The organism is Pseudomonas putida, assembly GCF_001941965.1.
GTDB classification, from domain to species: Bacteria; Pseudomonadota; Gammaproteobacteria; order Pseudomonadales; family Pseudomonadaceae; genus Aquipseudomonas; species Aquipseudomonas putida_L.
The window spans coordinates 1-17,620 of sequence record NZ_MKZO01000048.1 but is presented as its reverse complement, the minus strand read 5'-3'; the positions used below and the strand labels follow the sequence as shown (position 1 = coordinate 17,620).

General features: G+C 63.5%; 18 protein-coding genes. 8 read left to right on the top strand and 10 right to left on the bottom strand.

Annotated features, from left to right (window positions below):
• Nucleotides 1-600: 600 nt before the first annotated feature.
• A complete protein-coding gene (locus PSEMO_RS25030; protein ID WP_075805642.1) occupies nucleotides 601-1,527 on the bottom strand; it encodes a DUF6402 family protein in 927 nt (308 codons plus the stop codon).
• Between the two features lie 6 nt (nucleotides 1,528-1,533).
• The gene (locus tag PSEMO_RS25025) at nucleotides 1,534-2,118 is read right to left on the bottom strand and encodes a PAAR domain-containing protein (protein ID WP_075805641.1); all 585 of its coding nucleotides are present in this window, start codon (nucleotides 2,116-2,118) and stop codon (nucleotides 1,534-1,536) included.
• Nucleotides 2,119-2,662: 544 nt separating this feature from the next.
• Here PSEMO_RS25025 and PSEMO_RS25020 point away from each other — a divergent pair.
• The 3 genes from PSEMO_RS25020 to PSEMO_RS25010 are packed head-to-tail and all read left to right on the top strand — an operon-like array spanning nucleotide 2,663 to nucleotide 6,088.
• Nucleotides 2,663-3,766, top strand: coding sequence for a polyamine ABC transporter substrate-binding protein (locus tag PSEMO_RS25020; protein ID WP_075805640.1), 1,104 nt, complete (start codon nucleotides 2,663-2,665; stop codon nucleotides 3,764-3,766).
• 37 nt (nucleotides 3,767-3,803) lie between these two features.
• Entirely contained in the window at nucleotides 3,804-5,219 is a 1,416-nt protein-coding gene (locus tag PSEMO_RS25015; RefSeq protein ID WP_075805639.1) for an aminotransferase, read from the top strand.
• A gap of 53 nt (nucleotides 5,220-5,272) precedes the next feature.
• Nucleotides 5,273-6,088 (top strand): helix-turn-helix transcriptional regulator, encoded by an 816-nt coding sequence (locus tag PSEMO_RS25010; RefSeq protein ID WP_081430335.1) that lies wholly within the window; start codon nucleotides 5,273-5,275, stop codon nucleotides 6,086-6,088.
• A 114-nt stretch (nucleotides 6,089-6,202) separates the two neighbouring features.
• Here PSEMO_RS25010 and PSEMO_RS25005 read toward each other — a convergent pair whose 3' ends face one another.
• Entirely contained in the window at nucleotides 6,203-7,996 is a 1,794-nt protein-coding gene (locus PSEMO_RS25005; RefSeq protein ID WP_075805637.1) for an ABC transporter ATP-binding protein/permease, read from the bottom strand.
• A 174-nt stretch (nucleotides 7,997-8,170) separates the two neighbouring features.
• Here PSEMO_RS25005 and PSEMO_RS25000 point away from each other — a divergent pair, with 174 nt between their 5' ends.
• Together PSEMO_RS25000 and dksA are read left to right on the top strand one after the other, a co-directional pair.
• Nucleotides 8,171-9,508 (top strand): dihydroorotase, encoded by a 1,338-nt coding sequence (locus PSEMO_RS25000; RefSeq protein ID WP_075805636.1) that lies wholly within the window; start codon nucleotides 8,171-8,173, stop codon nucleotides 9,506-9,508.
• A 2-nt stretch (nucleotides 9,509-9,510) separates the two neighbouring features.
• On the top strand, nucleotides 9,511-9,918 hold the full coding sequence (gene dksA / locus PSEMO_RS24995) for an RNA polymerase-binding protein DksA (protein ID WP_075805635.1): 408 nt from the start codon (nucleotides 9,511-9,513) through the stop codon (nucleotides 9,916-9,918).
• A gap of 125 nt (nucleotides 9,919-10,043) precedes the next feature.
• Here the strand turns inward: dksA and PSEMO_RS24990 are convergent, their stop codons facing one another.
• Nucleotides 10,044-10,346: a hypothetical protein gene (locus PSEMO_RS24990; RefSeq protein ID WP_075805634.1), complete on the bottom strand. Its 303-nt coding sequence runs from the start codon at nucleotides 10,344-10,346 to the stop codon at nucleotides 10,044-10,046.
• A gap of 484 nt (nucleotides 10,347-10,830) precedes the next feature.
• On the opposite strand from PSEMO_RS24990, the gene PSEMO_RS24985 reads away from it, so the two are divergent.
• A complete protein-coding gene (locus PSEMO_RS24985) occupies nucleotides 10,831-11,055 on the top strand; it encodes a hypothetical protein (protein WP_075805633.1) in 225 nt (74 codons plus the stop codon).
• Between the two features lie 51 nt (nucleotides 11,056-11,106).
• Here PSEMO_RS24985 and PSEMO_RS24980 read toward each other — a convergent pair whose 3' ends face one another.
• The 6 genes from PSEMO_RS24980 to PSEMO_RS24955 all read right to left on the bottom strand — a co-directional run bounded on the left by PSEMO_RS24980 (nucleotide 11,107) and on the right by PSEMO_RS24955 (nucleotide 15,524).
• The gene (locus PSEMO_RS24980; RefSeq protein WP_075805632.1) at nucleotides 11,107-11,331 is read right to left on the bottom strand and encodes a FecR/PupR family sigma factor regulator; all 225 of its coding nucleotides are present in this window, start codon (nucleotides 11,329-11,331) and stop codon (nucleotides 11,107-11,109) included.
• Between the two features lie 103 nt (nucleotides 11,332-11,434).
• The gene (locus PSEMO_RS24975; RefSeq protein WP_075805631.1) at nucleotides 11,435-12,226 is read right to left on the bottom strand and encodes an ABC transporter permease; all 792 of its coding nucleotides are present in this window, start codon (nucleotides 12,224-12,226) and stop codon (nucleotides 11,435-11,437) included.
• Complete coding sequence (locus PSEMO_RS24970; protein WP_075805630.1) at nucleotides 12,223-12,882, bottom strand: ABC transporter ATP-binding protein; 660 nt, start codon at nucleotides 12,880-12,882, stop codon at nucleotides 12,223-12,225. Before PSEMO_RS24970 ends, PSEMO_RS24975 begins: the two co-directional genes overlap by 4 nt.
• A gap of 141 nt (nucleotides 12,883-13,023) precedes the next feature.
• Nucleotides 13,024-14,706, bottom strand: coding sequence for a phosphoethanolamine transferase (locus PSEMO_RS24965; protein ID WP_075805629.1), 1,683 nt, complete (start codon nucleotides 14,704-14,706; stop codon nucleotides 13,024-13,026).
• A gap of 15 nt (nucleotides 14,707-14,721) precedes the next feature.
• Entirely contained in the window at nucleotides 14,722-15,258 is a 537-nt protein-coding gene (locus PSEMO_RS24960; RefSeq protein WP_075805628.1) for a cytochrome b/b6 domain-containing protein, read from the bottom strand.
• A complete protein-coding gene (locus PSEMO_RS24955; protein ID WP_075805627.1) occupies nucleotides 15,258-15,524 on the bottom strand; it encodes a PepSY domain-containing protein in 267 nt (88 codons plus the stop codon). Before PSEMO_RS24955 ends, PSEMO_RS24960 begins: the two co-directional genes overlap by 1 nt.
• A 148-nt stretch (nucleotides 15,525-15,672) precedes the next feature.
• On the opposite strand from PSEMO_RS24955, the gene PSEMO_RS24950 reads away from it, so the two are divergent.
• The gene (locus PSEMO_RS24950) at nucleotides 15,673-16,338 is read left to right on the top strand and encodes a response regulator (RefSeq protein WP_075805626.1); all 666 of its coding nucleotides are present in this window, start codon (nucleotides 15,673-15,675) and stop codon (nucleotides 16,336-16,338) included.
• A partial coding sequence (locus tag PSEMO_RS24945) for an ATP-binding protein (RefSeq protein ID WP_075805625.1) occupies nucleotides 16,335-17,620 on the top strand: 1,286 nt, incomplete at its 3' end. The genes PSEMO_RS24950 and PSEMO_RS24945, both read left to right, overlap by 4 nt.

Here is a 17,620-nt window from a genome sequence, read left to right as displayed (position 1 = left end):
AGCTTTCCAGTAAGTTCTCAAGATGTATCGCCTGGATAAATAAAATTATTTCACATAGCCATCAGCCGTTTGCTCAGGAAAAGTTCTGACCACCATCTGTTTCGATCTGTGCTGGAAGCTTCGCTCCGTCAAGCTGGCCGGATGGCCAGCTTGACTATCACTATTGCAAAGAGTTTTGAGTTATTTAATTGTGCCCAGGCTTGACGGAAGAGCAGTTTTCGACTCTCTTTCCCAGATAGGTCATCCCGACCCAGACCTCTCCGGACTGGTACCACCTCAAGGGTCCTCCCGAAAATGCGAGGTCGTAGATAACGGTTTCCCCGATCAGTTCACCGCTCTGATGGTTGTATAGACGAAAGAAGCCAGGTGCCTCCCAGAAGGAAAACCACCGAGCTTTGCCATCGTCATTCGGAGGGTACTCAACGTGGAATATGTCAGGCAGTAGCCAGAATGGCTCGAAGGCCTGTACGCGAGTGCATCCATCGGGACTGATAACGGGTTCTCCCGATGGAGAGGCAAGGCCTTTTTCCCACCACTCAGAAGCTGACCAGACTCCGAAACTAAAGGCTGCGATGGCAGCTGTTTTTTTCCAAAAGGAGGTCAAGGCTGTACGTCCAGATCAATCATCCTGTCGAGCTTTTTCCAGAGAATGTCCGAGTAGATGATGTAGTCGCCACCCATGCGGGTTTTGGCCCTGTAGCCTCTGAAGTGATCGTTTCGTACGAGAGCGAACTCATCGTTTGCCCACTTGTAGATCGACTGTCCGCTTGGAACGGCGGCTCTAAGCATTTCGCTTTTGGTAAGGACTTTATCCTCTGTCCATATTCCCAGAAACTGAATTCCATTGAAGTCGTAATGGTCTCGAATGTAGAACCCGGCATATTCGACCTTGAAGTAGTTCCGAGTTCTCCCTGTTTCGCAATCCTGTTTTGTAAAGGTCTGTCCGACCACGCCAACCTTCAATGTGGCTGTGCCCAATGCTCCATACATATCATCAAGTGGATCCTCCGTACTTCCAAAGGCTGTGTAGTTAAGCTGAGAGAATGCGTCCATCTCTCTTGCAGAGTGCGAAATTGAGCCCAGGCTAACAACATCGCCTTCCTTCCAGCCGAGTTCTCGGAGTAAATCTCTGAGTCTTTTAACAGCATTCGGCGTTGTAAGCCTGGACTCGGCCTCTTTAACTGCGGCTCGGCAGCGTTCGTACCCCATTGCCCAACTCATTTTTACGAGGCTTTCATCGCACTGGGCTCGCGTGAGTCCCATCGGCGCCGGGTGGCCGTAGTCTTTTTTCCAGGACTCCGGCATCTCCCACCCCGGACTATCAAACCACCGCTGCATCAACGCAGCCGACGTATGCCACCCCATCTTCCGCATCGCCACCGGCACTTTGCTCAGCGGCAGTGCATTGATCATGATCTGCTTCGGCCTGTGCCGCCCGCCGAGCGAGGTGTCGAAGGTCACGCCGTCCAGCAGGAACAGGGCATCCGGTCCCAGTGCGGTGGTTTGTTGGAAATCTTTCAAGGACATGGGCAGTTACTCCATTACGGGCGCGGGAGCGGAGAGGGCGAGTTGGGTGCGGATGGGCTTGGAACTGGTACCGATGTTGCTGAAGCCCTCCTCGTTGAGGTGGCTTTCGGCGACAAGCTCGTCGCTCTGCAACAGGGCGTAGCGGTGCTGCTCGCAAGGCAGGTAGCGCTGGTTCATAAGCTGGAAGCAGCCGCTGCAGTCTTCTTGTTCCGATGGCGCCGTGCCTGGGACAAAACCGGCGGGGGCTGCGCGGGTGGAAGCGCTCCCGGATTGACTCGCAGTTGGCGGGGCTGCCGTGCGTCCCGTTGACGTGCCTTCTTTCTCGTAGGTCGAACCGTTCCAGGTGTGATACAGGCTGGCCTTGCACGGGCAGCCGCTGACGCTGTCCAGAGTGCCCGCAACCCGCAGGCCCGAGCTGGTGATGTACGAAACACCACCCTGGATCTGGTAGGTCAGGCCGGTGACCCCACAGGTAACGCTGTCACCCTCGCGGGCATGTTCGATGCCCATGATGGTGATCAGGCTATCGGAGCCGGTGACCTCGCCACCGCAACTGGTCTTGTCTCCACGGCGTATGAAATGTCCATCCATCACTGCATTTCCTCTGGACTGGGTAATCGAGTCGTACTCGATGACGGGTAAGGGCCTGCGATGACCTTCCAGTGTTCCGAGGGTATGCAGGCCGACCGGCAGAGGATGGGACGGATATTTGGCGGGGTATGTAGGACTGTTCTGGGTGATTTGCAGGAAAAGGCTTTATCTTGGCTCGGGATAACGGGTGACGCGGCTTAGGTAGGAGCGTGGCTTGCCCGCGAAGGACCGCACAGCGGTCCCAAAGCCTGCCACGCTGACATGTCTGATTGAATGTGATTTGCTCGGCGCTGAATCCGAATTCCGGGTTCGAAGATGCTCGTGCTGGATGGTTTCGGGACCGCTGCGCGGCCCTTCGCGGGCAAGCCACGCTCCTACAAATCCTGCGTAGCCCGAGCATGTGTCGATGGGCCAGGGCCACCACAATTCCCCCAAGACATACCCAAAAACGACCCCCCACCCATTCGGGTTATGTCCCCGCCCGCCAAATCTCCCGATAGTGAACGCACCGGCTCATTCCGAGCAGTCACACGATGGAGTTGCTATGGGCAAGGCACCAAAGGTGATCGGCAGTCTTCTGTTAGCAGGCATGGCGGGCATCGCCCTGGCCGGCGAAGCGGACACCGGCAATACGCTCCGGCTGTACAACTGGACCGACTATATCGGCGAAACCACCCTGGCCGATTTCGAGAAGGCCACCGGCATCAAGGTGATCTACGACACCTTCGACGGCTATGAAACCGTGCAGACCAAACTGCTCACCGGCCGCTCCGGCTACGACCTGGTGATGCTCAACGCCTCCCTGGTGCCGCCGCTGATCAAGGCCGGGGTGTTCCAGCCCCTGGACAAGCAGCAACTGCCGAGCTGGAACAACCTCGACCCGAAAGTGCTGGCCGACCTGCAAGGCTACGATCCCGGCCTGAAATTCTCCGCGCCCTACACCTGGGGCAGCTCCGGGGTGACCTATAACGTCGACAAGATCAAGGCACGCATGCCCGACGCGCCCATCGGTTCCCTGGCCATGCTCTTCGATCCGAAGATCGTTTCGCGCTTTGCCGATTGCGGTGTGACCCTGATGGACGCACCCAGCGAGGTCATCCCCCTGGCCCTGCAATACCTCGGCAAGGACCCGCGCAGCGCCGCCCAGGCCGACCTCGACGCGGCGCAGAAGCTGCTGCTGGATATCCGTCCCTATATCCGCAAGTTCGATTCGGTGAACTACCTGACCAGCCTGCCCAACGGCGATGTCTGCCTGGCCCTGACCTGGTCCGGCGACTACGCCACCGCCCAGGCCCGCGCCGAGGAAGCGAAGAAGGATATCCGCCTGCAGTTCTTCATCCCCAGCGAGGGCTCGCTGATCTGGTTCGACAACCTGTATCTGCCGAAGGACGCGCCCCATGTGGCCAATGCGCACAAGTTCATCGAGTTCCTGCTGCAGCCGCAGAACATGGCCGGGGTCACCAACCTGATTCACTACGCCAACAGCAATGGCGCCTCGACCGCGCTGGTCAAGGCGGAGATCCGCGACGACCCGACCATCTACCCCGACGACGCCACGCGCCAGCGCCTGTTTGCCCAGAAAACCCAGTCCGCCCGGGATATGCGCGCCATCACCCGGGTGTGGAACACGGTCAAGACCGGCTACTGATTTCCCTTTCTCGTTCCGTACCGCAAGGAGCTGCCCCATGAGCATGCCCAGCAAAGCAGTCCCCGCGTTCGCCCGCGATCCCCTGGTGGAAGCCGACAAGGCCCACTACATGCACGGCTACCATATGTTCGACGAACACGCCGAACAGGGTGCGCTGAATATCGTCGCCGGGGAGGGCGCCTACATCCGCGACACCGAGGGCAATCGCTTCCTCGACGCCGTCGGCGGCATGTGGTGCACCAATATCGGCCTGGGGCGCGAGGAAATGGCCCTGGCGATCGCCGACCAGGTCCGCCGCCTGGCCTATTCCAACCCGTTCTCGGACATGGCCAACGATGTTGCCATCAACCTGTGCCAGAAGCTCGCGCAACTGGCCCCCGGCGACCTCGACCATGTGTTCCTCACCACCGGCGGCTCCACCGCGGTGGACACCGCCTACCGCCTGATCCAGTACTACCAGAACTGCCGCGGCAAGCCGGAGAAGAAGCACATCATCGCCCGCTACAACGCCTACCACGGCTCCACCACCCTGACCATGTCGATCGGCAACAAGGCGGCCGACCGGGTGCCGGAGTTCGACTACTTCAACGAGCTGATCCACCACGTCTCCAACCCCAACCCGTACCGCGCCCCGGACGATATGGACGAGGCGGAATTCCTCGACTTCCTGGTGGCCGAGTTCGAGGACAAGATCCATTCCCTGGGCCCGGACAAGGTGGCGGCCTTCTTCGCCGAGCCGATCATGGGCTCGGGCGGGGTGATCATTCCGCCGCAGGGCTATTTCAAGCGCATGTGGGAGCTGTGCCAGACCTACGATATCCTCTTCGTCGCCGATGAAGTGGTGACGTCCTTCGGCCGCCTCGGCACCTTCTTCGCCAGCGAGGAGCTGTTCGGCGTGCAGCCGGACATCATCACCACCGCCAAGGGCCTGACCTCGGCCTACCTGCCGCTGGGCGCGTGCATCTTCTCCGAGCGTATCTGGAAGGTCATCGCCGAGCCGGGCAAGGGCCGTTGCTTCACCCACGGCTTCACCTACAGCGGCCATCCGGTGTGCTGCACGGCGGCGCTGAAGAACATCGAGATCATCGAGCGGGAAAACCTGCTGGCCCATGTCCAGGACGTTGGCGGCTACCTGGAGCAGCGCCTGGACACGCTGCGCGAGCTGCCGCTGGTGGGAGATGTGCGCTGCATGAAGCTGATGGCCTGCGTCGAGTTCGTGGCGGACAAGGCCAGCAAGGCGCTGTTCGACGATGCGGTGAACATCGGCGAGCGAATCCATCGCAAGGCCCAGGCGCGGGGCTTGCTGGTACGGCCGATCATGCACCTGAACGTGATGTCGCCGCCGCTCGTGATCACCCATGCCCAGGTCGACGAGATCGTCGGGATCCTGCGCCAGTGCATCCTCGACACCGCCGCCGAGCTGCGCGCCGAAGGCCTGTACCACGGCCTATGAGCAGCCTGCGCGGAGCTGTTCGCGACAAGGCCCGGCAGGCTAGACTGCCGGGCATGACCCAGGCCTCTCCCGATACCCCCGTCACCCTGTCCTTCGGCACCCTGCAGCGCTGGCACGATGCGCTGCGGGTGGCCTTCCTGCACAGCGAAAGCGCCGATGCCCTGGCGCACCTGGCCCTGGCCATCGGCGAGCTGGTCTCGGTCGAATCGATGATGATCAGCCTCGAATGCCGTGGCCGGGCGCCGCAACTGCTGTACCAGCAGGGCATTCCCGAGCAGCATCGGGATGCCGTGCTGCAGCGCTATTTCGCCGCGGGGTATCTGCTCGATCCGTTCTGCCTGGCGGTGGAGAACGGCCTCGCCGAAGGCTTCTATCACCTGGCCGAGATCGCCCCGGACCACTTCTTCGACAGCGACTACTACAAGACCTACTACCTGGCCACCGGGTGCAGTGAAGACAGCTATTTCATTGCCGACCTGGGTGAGGACCGCAAGGTGTCGCTGAGCCTGTTCCAGGGCTGCAGCGGCAGCCGGCTGAATACGGCGCAACTGGATCTGCTGCGGGCCGTCGAGCCCATGGTGCGCGAACTGCTGCGCCGGCACGGCTTGGCAGCGGCCGGCGCGGGCATGGAGCAGGGCGGGTTGCAGGCGGCGTTCGACAGCTTCGGTTGCCAGGTGCTGACCGACCGGGAGCGGGAAGTGGCCCATATGATCCTGCGCGGGCACTCGGTGAAATCCACGGCCATCGAGCTGGGCATCTCGCCGGAGACGGTACGCATGCACCGCAAGAACCTGTACCTGAAGCTGGAGATCAACTCGCAGTCGGAGTTGTTTGCCTGTTTTATCGAGTGGCTGCGACAGCCGGGGTAAGGCTTGAGGGCCTCATCGCTGGCAAGCCAGCTCCCACAGGGATCGCGTAACCTGTGGGAGCTGGCTTGCCAGCGATGAGGCCCTGAAGAACACTGAAGAGTACAAATGTGCTCCTCAGTGTCCAGCCACCTCCCACCCACCTTTCCCATCCAGCAGCAGATGATGGCTATGGAACCCCGCCAACGTCGCCCGATGCCCGACACTGACCAGGATGCTGCCCTGCATCCGCTCGCGCAGCAGCCCGTACAGCGCATGCTCCAGCCCTTCATCCATCGCCGAAGTGGACTCGTCGAGGAACACGATCTTTGGCTGGTTCACCAGCACCCGGGCAAACGCCAGGCGCTGCTGTTCGCCGATCGACAGGATCCGCCCCCAGTCATTGCTCAGATCCAGCTTGTCCGCCAGATGCCCGAGGTTCACCTCGCGCAGGGCCTGGGCCAGGCGCTCGTCATCACCCGGCAGGCCCACCGCCGGATACGCCACCGCCGTGCGCAGCATCCCCAGCGGCAGATACGGCCGCTGCGAGAGAAACAACGCCGACTCGCCACCCGGACAACGCACCTCGCCCTCGGCATAGGGCCACAGCCCGGCAATGGCGCGCAGCAGGGTGGTCTTGCCGCAACCCGATGGCCCCTTGATCAGCAGCGATTGCCCCGGCATCAGGCGCAGGTCGAAATTGCCCAGGAGCTTCTGGCCATCGGGTCGCGAGACCTGCATGCCGTAAATTTCCAGTTCAGAGGCCGTCTCGATGCGCTCCACCCGCGGCAGCTCCCGGGCCTGCTGGTTGGCATCCATGAAGCCGGTCAGACGATCGAGGGTCGCCCGGTACTGGGCGAAGGTGTCATAGGACTCACGGAAGAACGACAGTGAATCCTGCACCTGGCCGAAGGCTTGGGACGTCTGCATCACATCACCGAGCTTGATCGCCCCGCTGAAGAAACGCGGAGCCTGGAGAATGAAAGGGAACACCACCGCCACCTGGCTGACCGCAAGGTTGAAACCGTCGAACTTCAGGCTCCGGTAGACCATCGCCCAGACGTTGCGGATCAAGGCCGAGAAGCGGCCCAGCAGGGTATCGCGCTCGATCCGCGAGCCCTGGTAGAAGGCCACGTTCTCCGCGTACTCGCGCAGGCGCATCAGCGCATAACGGAAGTTCGCGGTGAGTTGTTCATTCAGGAAGTTCAGGCGGATCAGCGGTTTACCCAGCTTGAAGGCGATCCAGGTAGCGATCAGCACGTAGATGTACACGGCGAACACCATCGCCCTGGGCACCTCGACCCCGGCCACGGTCAGCGGCGCCGACAAGCCCCAGAGAATCCCGGTGAAGGCCACCAGCGAGACCAGCGCGCCGATCGCCCCCAGGCACAGGCTGACCGAGCCGGTGACAAAGGCATTCACATCCAGCTCGATACGCTGGTCCGGGTTGTCCACCGGGTGTTCGAGAAACTGGCTGCGGTAATAGGCGTCGCCCGCCATCCAGTCGGTGGTCAGGCGCTCGGTCAGCCAGGTGCGCCAGCGGATGTTGAAAGCCTGGGTCACGTAGTAGGTGAACAGCGCGCGCATTACATGGATGGCCGCCAGCACCGCGAAGACCCCGAGCAGATACCAGAACGCCGTCTGGTCCAGGGCCTGCAGGGCGCTGTAGAAACCGTTGTACCAGAACGAAAACAGCACGTTCATGCGCACGGCGAACAGGGTCAGCACCAGCAGCAGGGCGAAGGCCAGCAGCGGGCGCCAGCTGTGTTTCGGGCTCAGGTACGGTCCGGCGATCTGCCAGAACTGCTGGCCCCAGCGGGTGAAGCGGATGGCCAGCCTGGCGGCGAATGCCAGGCCGGCGATGCTGATCAGGGTGGTCAGGGCGAGCCAGCGCAGGCTCTCCTGCAAGGCTTGATGCCAATCCATATCCATGGGCGGATTTCCGGGCGAGAGGTGAGCTGAGCGTAGATGAGGAACGCCGCCGTCTGGGTGAAGGAATCTTTAATGGCCTTTAGCGGCGGGTTTGTGGTGTGCCGAGGCACCTCGACGTTATCGCGGCTCAAGTGTTATAACATAACATTTTGCGCCCGAGACCCGATCTGCATCATGAGCCGAATCCTGATCCGCAATGCCAACGTAGTGAACGAAGGCAGCACCTTCTGCGCCGATATCCTGGTGGTCCACGGCCGGATCGAAAAGATCGCCGGCCTTATCACCGGGCAGTCCGCCGAGGTGGAAATCGATGCCCGGGGTCAATGGCTGTTGCCGGGGATGATCGACGACCAGGTGCATTTCCGTGAACCCGGTGCGCCGCACAAGGGCAGCATCCATAGCGAGTCGCGGGCGGCAGTGGCGGGTGGCATCACCAGCTTCATGGACATGCCCAACACCCACCCGGCGACCCTGTCGCTGGAGGCCCTGGCGGACAAGAAACAGCGGGCGGCGCGCAGTTCGGTGGCCAACTTCGCGTTCCACTTCGGGGTCAGCAAGGACAACCTCGATGTGGTCGCCGCGCTCGATCCGCGGCAGGTGGCCGGGGTCAAGGTGTTCATGGGCGCGTCCACCGGTGACATGCTGGTCGACGACCCGAAGGTGCTGGAGCGGCTGTTCGCCTGCGTGCCCACCATCCTCCTGGCCCATTGCGAGCACACGCCGTCGATCCTCGCCAACGAAGCGGGCCTGCGCGAGCTGTATGGCGACGCCATAGGCCCCGAACTGCACCCGGTGATCCGCAACGCCGAGGCCTGCTATCGATCCTCGTCGCTGGCGGTGGAACTGGCGAAAACATTCGACACCCGCCTGCACGTCCTGCACCTGACCACCGCCCGTGAGCTGGCGCTGTTCGAGCCCGGACCTTTGGCGGGCAAGCGCATCACTGCCGAGGTCTGCGCGCACCATCTGCTGTTCGACGACAGTGACTACGCGACGCTGGGCAACCTGATCAAGTGCAACCCGGCGATCAAGAGCCGCGCCGACCGTGATGCCTTGCGCCAGGCGCTGCTGTGCGACCGTCTTGACGTGATCGGCACCGACCATGCGCCACACACCCTCGAAGAAAAATCCCGCCCCTACGCCCAGGCGCCCTCCGGCCTGCCCCTGGTTCAGCACGCCTTGCCGGCGCTGCTGGAACTGGTGGCCGACGGCGTGCTGCCGTTGACCCGGTTGGTGCAGAAGACCAGCCATGCCGTGGCCGATCTGTTCGGCATCCACGAGCGTGGTTATGTCCGTGAGGGCTACTGGGCTGACCTGGTGCTGGTGGAGCAACTGGCGCACGCCAGGCCGGTAGCGCTCGACCCGCTGCTCTCCCACTGCCAGTGGACACCCTTCCAGCACCACGCATTACGCCATCGGGTCAGCAGCACCCTGGTGTCCGGGCAACTGGCCTGGCACCAGGGGCGGCTGGTCGAGGGTTGCCAAGGATTACCGCTGAGTTTCAGGAAATGAACATGACCGAAGAAGAACTGCTGCAACAGCCTGAAGAGGCCTACATGAATGCCGGCCAACTGGCGTACTTCCACACCCTGCTGTTGAGCGAACGGCAGGGCTTGCAGGAGCGGATCTCCGAGGAATTCGAGTCGCTCAAGAGCCATGAAGTCAACTCCGACCCTGCCGATATCGGCAGCACCGAGGAGGCCCGGCAATGGCAACTGCGGGTGCTGGAAAGGGAGAAGAAGCTGCTGGACAAGATCGACGAGGCGCTGGAGCGGCTGGCCCGTGGGGAATATGGCTGGTGCGAGGAGACGGGGGAGGCGATTGGTTTGAAGCGCTTGTTGCTAAGGCCGACGGCGTCGTTGTCGGTGGAGGCCAAGGAGCGGCAGGAGATGAAGGAGCGGCATACGCAGAAGATGCGGTGATCGAGGTTGTCTGGGCGGGCCTCATCGCTGGCAAGCCAGCTCCCACAGTGACCGCGTGCACCGCTGAACCTGTGGGAGCTGGCTTGCCAGCGATGAGGCCTTCAGCAACACAGCCAGACCCGGTCCTATGCACCCGGTCGAGGATTTTCATTGCGCTTGAGCAGCGCCTCCATCAACGCCTCGCAGATCTCCAGCGAACTCTGGGTCGCCCAGGTCACCCGCTGCAGCGGCTCGGCCGCCATGTCACAGGCTTGCAGGTTGCTTTCGGTGGCGGCGGCGAGGGACATGGCGAGGTGGACGAGGACGTCGTCCAGGGTGGTGCCGGGGTTGACGCTGAAGACGGGGGCGTGGGTGCCTCTGCAGGTGGCGAAGTTGGTGTGGGCGGTGCGGCGATTTTGGGAAGGGGGATCGGGAACGAGCTTGTTCATATGGCAACTCCTCGTGTAATGGAACCGCCGCCCCTTGGGTCCAGACAAGGGGAGGCGACTGTACGCGGACTGGTCCACCGGGACACGACACCCGGCGCGCACTAAGGCGCCCCGCGCACAGCCGCCATAACACGACTCAACTGGCATTGAAGTGCCTGCTGAAAGGTGAGGGTGCGTGCGCTCGTGTCTTCCAGGGGACCAACCCTGATCGCTGATTTGGCAGCGACCGCCGAAGACTAGGGGGCCATTTCCACGAGCGCAATGCGTTATGGGGCGCAGAAGTATGCTTGGGAAGTTGCCTACAAGAAAGCCGGAAATCGGCAGAGTTTCGTTGCTATATGCAACATTTTTTTAGCCGAGATTACGCGCCCACAAGGATTGCTTCGAGCCGTCCACTGAGCCGAACCGGCAAGCGATCCGATCAAACTTTCTCGTGTGCGCATGACTCTTCTGCAGTACATCCAGCCCTGATCAGGAGAAGGCCATGAACCACGACGACCGCAAGCCGGCCGACAAAACGCCGCAACCGCTGTCCTCCGAAGACGCACAAAAAGGCGCGCCTTCACCTGACCCGGTTCTCGAACAGCCGGATCCGGACACGGAGGCGGTGGACAAGCTGATCACACCGACGTCGATCAAGGAAACAGAGGAGCAGACCAGGGAGATCGAGCGACGCCTGGCTGAGGTAGAAGAGAAGGAGCGGCATTGATATGGGCGCGGAGTACGAATGTGCTCCGCGCCTCGAAAGACATCGTCGGAGTCAGTCCAGCTTCACCGGCAACGCCGGCTTCGGCAGCGCATTGCTCAGCTCCCAGGTCTCCAGCACCCGCGCATACTCGAACGCATGCCTGGGATCCGCCTGCACCCACAACGCGAACGCCTCGCGCTGGGCCGCGGTGCAGGCAGTCTCCTGAAGACGCAGGCACCATTCGGCAGCCTGGCTGAGAATCTCGTCGCACAGCGGATAGGGGAAATAGGGCTTCATCGGGACGGCTTCCTGTCATGACCGGGAATGCCACCCTAAGCGGTTGATTGGCAAAAAATCGTCAAAAAAACATGAGGGAAACCTGGCGACCTTCAGGCATTCCCTATGACCGCTGCAATCTGTCCGCGAGGAACTGATGCCCCGGCGAAAACAACCGCCCGAACGCCAGCAACACCGCACACACCGTCCCCAGCGCCGACGACGCGGCAATCAGGAACATGATCACGATCTGATAGCGCACCGCCTCGTCCGGACGTTGCCCGGCCAGAATCTGCCCGGTCATCATCCCCGGCAGGCTGACGATCCCCACCACGCTCATCTGGTTCAGCGTCGGCATCATCCCGGCCCGTACCGCCTGCGCGGCAGCTCCGCGCGCAGCCTCCCAGCGGGTGGCGCCGAGGGCCAGGAGCATCTCGATCTGCCCGCGCTGGGCGCTGAGCTCGCGGGTCATGCGCTCCATGCCCAGGGACACCGCCGTCAGGCTGTTGCCGAGGATCATGCCGAGAATCGGAATGGCATATTGCGGCTCGTACCACGGCCGGACCCGCAGGATGACGAACAAGCCGATGGCGGTGACCAGCCATGAACTCAGCCACACCGACACCACGCTGTCGGTCAGCAACCCGCGATAGCGCCGCTCGCCACGGCCGCTGGCGGAGATGCCGGCGATCAGAGTCATGCCGCACATCAACGGCAGCACCACATACCACCAGGCGTGCTGGAACACCCAACCAAGCACGTAGCCGATCGCCAGGAGCTGGACCACGGTGCGGATGCCGGCCAGCAGCAGTTGCCGCTCCAATTGCAGGCGCAGGAGTATCGAGAGTACGCCATTGACGAGAATCAGCGCCGAGGCGAGGGCCAGGTCGAGGTAGGACAGGCTTTGGTAGTTCACGGCTGTAATGCCCCTTGCTCCATGCTCAGGTGCCGGTTGCCCATGCGCCGGGCCTGTTCGGGATCATGGGTGACCCAGATGAAGCCACGCTGCGCCGTGGACCATTCGAGCACCAGGCGCTCGACCGCCGCTGCGGATTGCGGGTCGAGAGCGGCAGTGGGTTCGTCGAACAGCATCACCTCGGGCTTGAGTTGCAGGACCCGGATCAGCGCCACGATCTGTGCCTCGCCACCGGACAGGTCGGCGGCGGATTTGTCGAGAAAGCTGGCGGGCTTGCCGGCCTGGGCCAGCAGCGCTCCGGCGACCTGGGCATCGAAGTGGCGTTGGCGCTGGGCTTTCAGGGTAAAGGGCAATCCGAGGTTGTCGCGCACCGTGCCATCCACCATCGCCGGACGCTGGGCCAGGTAGCAGACGCTGGCACGATAGCGGGTAATCTGCTGGGCGCTCACCGGCGCTCCCTGCCAGATCACCTCGCCGCTGTCAGGCGGGTCGAGCAGTGCCAGGGCGCGCAGGAACACGCTCTTGCCCGAGCCCGAGGCGCCGATGATGGTCACGCGGTCGCCGCTGTGCAGGGTGAAGTCGGTGGCGGCGAGTAGGGTGGGAGCGCCAGTGGCGGCGGTCCGGCTGAGCTGTCTGGCTTGGATCAGGGCGGCCACGGAGAGTCCTTGTTGCCTGTAACACTTTATGTACTGGAAACACTACAACAGGAACCGGGCACATGAAAGCCACAGGCTTCTGCAGCGACTCGGAACCCTGTGGGAGCTGGCTTGCCAACGATGAGGCCGGAACAGTCACCCTCAGAACTTGGCCTCGCACCCTCGCGCCCGACCAACACCCAGCCACTCACTCAACTGCACCGGCTGCAGATGCACCAACCCCCGGTCCGTCTCGCACACCGGCTGGATGAAGTTGTCGCTGAACAACAGCTTCCCATGCACGAAATGCTCGTCCTTGCGCAGGTTCGGGTTGTCGATCCGCGTCCCCAGCCGCGCCGCCAGCCATTTGCCGATCTCGTAGTGACTGATCCAGCGCTCCGGCACCAGCGCCTCCATGGCCTGGCGCGGCGCCTCGCGGCTGAGCACGATCACCGGCACATCACTCACCTCCGGCACCAGGTCGTTGTGCCCCCATTTGCCATCCTCGCCCAGGCGCTGGCCATGATCCCCGGTGATCACCAGGTAGCGTTCGCCCTCAAGCCGGTCGAAGCGGGCGATGACTTCCTCCAGCAAGCCGTCGAGGTAGTGGATCGAGTTGTCGTAGGCATTGGCCTGGCCCTGCGGGCCCTGGTCCGGCCATGGCCGGTCAGCGTCCTGATGCACATAGTTCTGCGCATAGGGCAGGTGCGCCGTGCGCAGGTTGAGCACGACGAAATTGCGTTGGCCGAAACGCTGCTGGTCGAGGATATCCAGCAGGGCATGGTCCTGGTTCTGCAGAAAGCGCAGCGGATGATCCTCGCGGGTGATCGACACGTCCAGGTAGCGACTGCCCAAGTGGGCCAGCAGCCGGGATTCCTGGGAGGAGATCCAGTGGGTGCGCATGCCGGCTTCACGGGCGAAGCGGAACAGGTTGACCTGGCCTTCACGCAACAGATGGTCCTGGCCCGGCTCGCGGATCGGGTTGAGCAGGTACGGCAGGCTGACGTCGGTGGCCACGCCCGCCGAAACGCCCGGCCGCACGAGGGCATCCGGGTGGCCGGCCAGGTAACGTTGCAGGCGCGGGGTAGTCTGCCGGTCGTAGCCGTAGACGCCCATGCGCTCGCTGCGCAGAGAATCGGCCACCACCAGCCAGACATGCTTCGCCGAACTGGGGACCGCACTGAGCCGATACGGCGCAAAGGGCGCCGTCGGCAATGTGGTCTCGTTCTTGAAGGCCAGGCGCACGGCCCAGGCGGAAAAGGCATTGAGGCTGTTGTGCAGGCCACTGCGGGTCGGCCCGGGGGTGAAGGCGTCGAGATTGCGGTAGGTGGCCCGATAGGGCTTGGCCAGCAGTACCACGGCAATCAGTACCAGGGCCCAGCGGCTGGCCGGCAGTTCCATCCGCCCGGGCAAGCGCCAGTGCAGGGCGATCAGCAGCGAATACGGCAGCAGGACGCTGAGCGCTGCGTTCCAGTGCTGGCCCAGGCTGTGCCGGGCGGTCTGCGCCACTTCGCCGGGTTCGTGCAGCAGGCCGCGGATATCGATGGCGCTCAGCGGTTCGCCAAAGAAGCTGATATTGCCCAGTTGCAGCAGTTGCATGCCGGCGAACACACCTAGGATCGCCACGACCACGGCTCGCAGGTTGCACAGCCACAGGGCCACGCAGAACACCCAGAGCCCCGCGACCCAGCCCGCCTCCAGCTCGGCGCGGTTGTTGCCGGTAAACAGTTGTTGGAGAAAATCATCGGCCAGCAGCAACAGGCAGCTCAGGCTGGCCAGGGCGCACAGGCGCAACCAGGCGGCGCCACGCTCGGAACGCGGCCGCAGGGTCAGGGACATCAGCATGGAAGGGTCTCGCGATCAGGAAGGCATGCGCCGACGGCGGCGCCCGGTAAGCATCGACAAGGGCAGGTTCTCGCGCAGGCGCAGGCTTTCCACCACCGCGGCGAGCACATGCAGGCAGACGAGGGCCAGCAGGGCGTCGGCGAGCAAGGCGTGCAGGTCCATCGGCCAGTCGGCGCCCCACAGCGCGTCTACTTCCTCGGCCAGCCAGCCGGTCAGGGCGAGGCCGCCGATGCAGGCCAGCATCAGCACCATCACCAGTGCACCGATGGGCGAATGGCCAAGGCGGTGGTACGGCTCGCGGCGCCACAGGGCGCGGGCATGGCGGGCGAGGCGCGAGGGCGTCGGCCAGAAATCCGTCCAGCGCGCACTGCGCGGCCCGACGAAGCCCCAGAACACCCGCAGCACCAGGCAGCCGACGGCGTAGTAGCCGAGCCACTGGTGCCAGTCGCCGCCTTCTTCGTTGAAGAAGGAGTTGGCGATGAACACCGTGGCGAACGACAGGTGACAGAGGCGCAGCAGCGGGTCCCACAGCTGCACCATGACCGGCTGCATCAGCCTTCGACCTCGGTCTTGACCGCCTTGCCGCTGACCGGGTCATGGTAGATCTCGACCTTGCGGCCGTCCTTGTCGAAACCGTAGATCTCGTAGCAGTTGCCCTTGGTCACCTTGAACTTGTTGATCTTGTAGCCCTGCTCCTTGAGCTGGGCCTGGAACTTGTCGGGGTCCTGCCAGGTGCTCTTGTCGGCGGTGGTGCATTCGGTGGCGGCGAACACGCTGGAGCTGCCCAGCAGCAGGGCGAGGGCGAGGAGGGTACGCATGGGGATCGACTCCGATCGGGATAAGGGAATCGCACGATGCGCTGCCAGTCTTAATGCCAGCTTAGCGAGTCATTACTGGTTACATTTTCCCCGGTGAAAGCCTTCCCGCAGGGCCCATGATGGCGCCCTTGAACGGAGAAGCCGGCCCATGCGCGTACTGTTGGTAGAAGATGATCAGGCCCTGGCCCAGGGCATTCGCACCGCCCTGCGCGGCGAGGGCTATACCCTCGACTGGCTGGCCGATGGCCTGGAGGCAGAGCGCGCCCTGGGCGTGGAAACCTTCGACCTGGTGCTGCTCGATCTCGGCTTGCCGCGTCGTGACGGCTTGCAGCTGCTGCGCACCCTGCGCGCCGATCCCGAGGCCCGGGTGCCGGTGCTGGTGCTGACCGCCCGGGACGCCACCCGCGACCGCATCGAAGGCCTGGATGCCGGCGCCGACGATTACCTGGTCAAGCCGTTCGATGTGGATGAGCTCAAGGCGCGCATCCGCGCCTTGCTGCGCCGCAGCCAGGGGCGGGCCCAGCCGTTGCTGGAGCATGCCGGGGTCAGTCTCGATCCGGCGCGCTTCGAAGTGCGCTATCGCGACCAGCCGGTGAGCCTGACCCCGATGGAGTTCCAGCTGCTCCACCAGCTACTGGCCCGCCCGGGTACGGTGCTGACCCGCGAACGCCTGGCGGACGTGCTCTACGGCTGGCAGGAAAGCGGCCCCGGCAACACCCTCGAAGTGCTGATCCACAACCTGCGGCGCAAGCTTGACAGCGGCCTGATCCGCACCGTGCGCGGGGTCGGTTACCTGATCGAGGACACCCCATGACGGCGATCCGCACCCGCATCCTCTTGCCCACCCTGTTGCTGGTGCTGCTGGGCAGCCTTGGCCTGGTGCTCAGCGTGCTGCGTGACAACCACCGGGACATCGAGAATGTCTACGACGCCCAACTGGTGCAGGCGGCGCGGGTGCTGCAGGGGCTGTTCCGGGAAATGCCCGGGGACAAGGACTGGCAGCAGGTGCGCACGGCGCTGGAACAGGCCATGGACCTGTCCGCTGCCGATATCCTCAGCCACCCCTACGAGATCAACCTGGCCTTCCAGGTCTGGCGCAGCGACGGCCGCCTGCTGATGCGCTCGGCGGACGCGCCGTTACTCGACGCGCCACCGGCCCCCGGTATTCACGATCTGCTGTATGAGGGTCAGGACTGGTGCGGCGTGCTCCTCGAAGACCGCCAGCGCGGGCTGTTGATCTGGGTGGGCGAGCGTGACGACCTGCGCCAGGACTTGATCCAGCGTATCGCCGACCAGGCCCTGACCCCGGCGCTGATCGGCATTCCACTGCTGGCGGCGGCCATCTGGCTGCTCCTGGGCTGGGGCCTGCAACCCTTGCAGCGCATGGCCCGGCATCTGCGGGCGCGGCCGGTGGACAGCCTTGATGCGTTACCGCTGGACACGCTGCCACCGGAGCTGGCGCCCATGGCCCAGGCGCTCAACCATCAACTGTTGCAAATGACCCGGCTGCTGGAGCGGGAGCGGCGATTTATCGCCGATGCCGCCCATGAGTTGCGGACGCCGCTGGCGGTGCTGGCGATCCATGCCGGCAATGCGCGACGTGCCGGTGACGAACAGGAACGTGACGAGGCCCTGGCCTTTCTCGAACAGGGCGTGGCCCGGGCCACTCGCCTGGCCAGCCAGTTGCTGACCATGGCTCGCCTGGAACCCCTGACCCAGAACCGCCAGCGCGTGCGCCTGGATGCCCTGGCCCGGGAGGAACTGGCCCAGCTCACGCCCCTGGCCCTGCGCCGGCAGGTGGACCTGGTGCTGGATGAGCAGGGGGAATGCCATGTGTATGCCGACCCTGCGGCGGTGACGGTGATGTTGCAGAACCTGGTGGGCAATGCCTTGCAGTTCAGCCCGACTGGGAGCGAGATCACCGTTGAATTGCGCCAGCGCGAGGGCGGGCTGGAGTTGCAGGTGCTGGATCAGGGACCGGGGGTGGAGGCGGCGCAACTGGAGCGGCTGAGTGATCGCTTCTACAGCGCCAACAACCCGGGCGGTGCCGGGTTGGGGCTGGCGATCGTGGCGCTGGTGGTGGGGCAGTTGGGGGG

Excerpts from the sequence above, each read along its gene's own strand:
- PSEMO_RS25030 (WP_075805642.1), bottom strand. The coding sequence starts at position 1,527 with ATGTCCTTGAAAGATTTCCAACAAACCACCGCACTGGGACCGGATGCC.
- PSEMO_RS25025 (WP_075805641.1), bottom strand. The coding sequence starts at position 2,118 with ATGGATGGACATTTCATACGCCGTGGAGACAAGACCAGTTGCGGTGGC.
- PSEMO_RS25020 (WP_075805640.1), top strand. The coding sequence starts at position 2,663 with ATGGGCAAGGCACCAAAGGTGATCGGCAGTCTTCTGTTAGCAGGCATG.
- PSEMO_RS25015 (WP_075805639.1), top strand. The coding sequence starts at position 3,804 with ATGAGCATGCCCAGCAAAGCAGTCCCCGCGTTCGCCCGCGATCCCCTG.
- PSEMO_RS25010 (WP_081430335.1), top strand. The coding sequence starts at position 5,273 with ATGACCCAGGCCTCTCCCGATACCCCCGTCACCCTGTCCTTCGGCACC.
- PSEMO_RS25005 (WP_075805637.1), bottom strand. The coding sequence starts at position 7,996 with ATGGATATGGATTGGCATCAAGCCTTGCAGGAGAGCCTGCGCTGGCTC.
- PSEMO_RS25000 (WP_075805636.1), top strand. The coding sequence starts at position 8,171 with ATGAGCCGAATCCTGATCCGCAATGCCAACGTAGTGAACGAAGGCAGC.
- dksA (WP_075805635.1), top strand. The coding sequence starts at position 9,511 with ATGACCGAAGAAGAACTGCTGCAACAGCCTGAAGAGGCCTACATGAAT.
- PSEMO_RS24990 (WP_075805634.1), bottom strand. The coding sequence starts at position 10,346 with ATGAACAAGCTCGTTCCCGATCCCCCTTCCCAAAATCGCCGCACCGCC.
- PSEMO_RS24985 (WP_075805633.1), top strand. The coding sequence starts at position 10,831 with ATGAACCACGACGACCGCAAGCCGGCCGACAAAACGCCGCAACCGCTG.
- PSEMO_RS24980 (WP_075805632.1), bottom strand. The coding sequence starts at position 11,331 with ATGAAGCCCTATTTCCCCTATCCGCTGTGCGACGAGATTCTCAGCCAG.
- PSEMO_RS24965 (WP_075805629.1), bottom strand. The coding sequence starts at position 14,706 with ATGCTGATGTCCCTGACCCTGCGGCCGCGTTCCGAGCGTGGCGCCGCC.
- PSEMO_RS24960 (WP_075805628.1), bottom strand. The coding sequence starts at position 15,258 with ATGCAGCCGGTCATGGTGCAGCTGTGGGACCCGCTGCTGCGCCTCTGT.
- PSEMO_RS24955 (WP_075805627.1), bottom strand. The coding sequence starts at position 15,524 with ATGCGTACCCTCCTCGCCCTCGCCCTGCTGCTGGGCAGCTCCAGCGTG.
- PSEMO_RS24950 (WP_075805626.1), top strand. The coding sequence starts at position 15,673 with ATGCGCGTACTGTTGGTAGAAGATGATCAGGCCCTGGCCCAGGGCATT.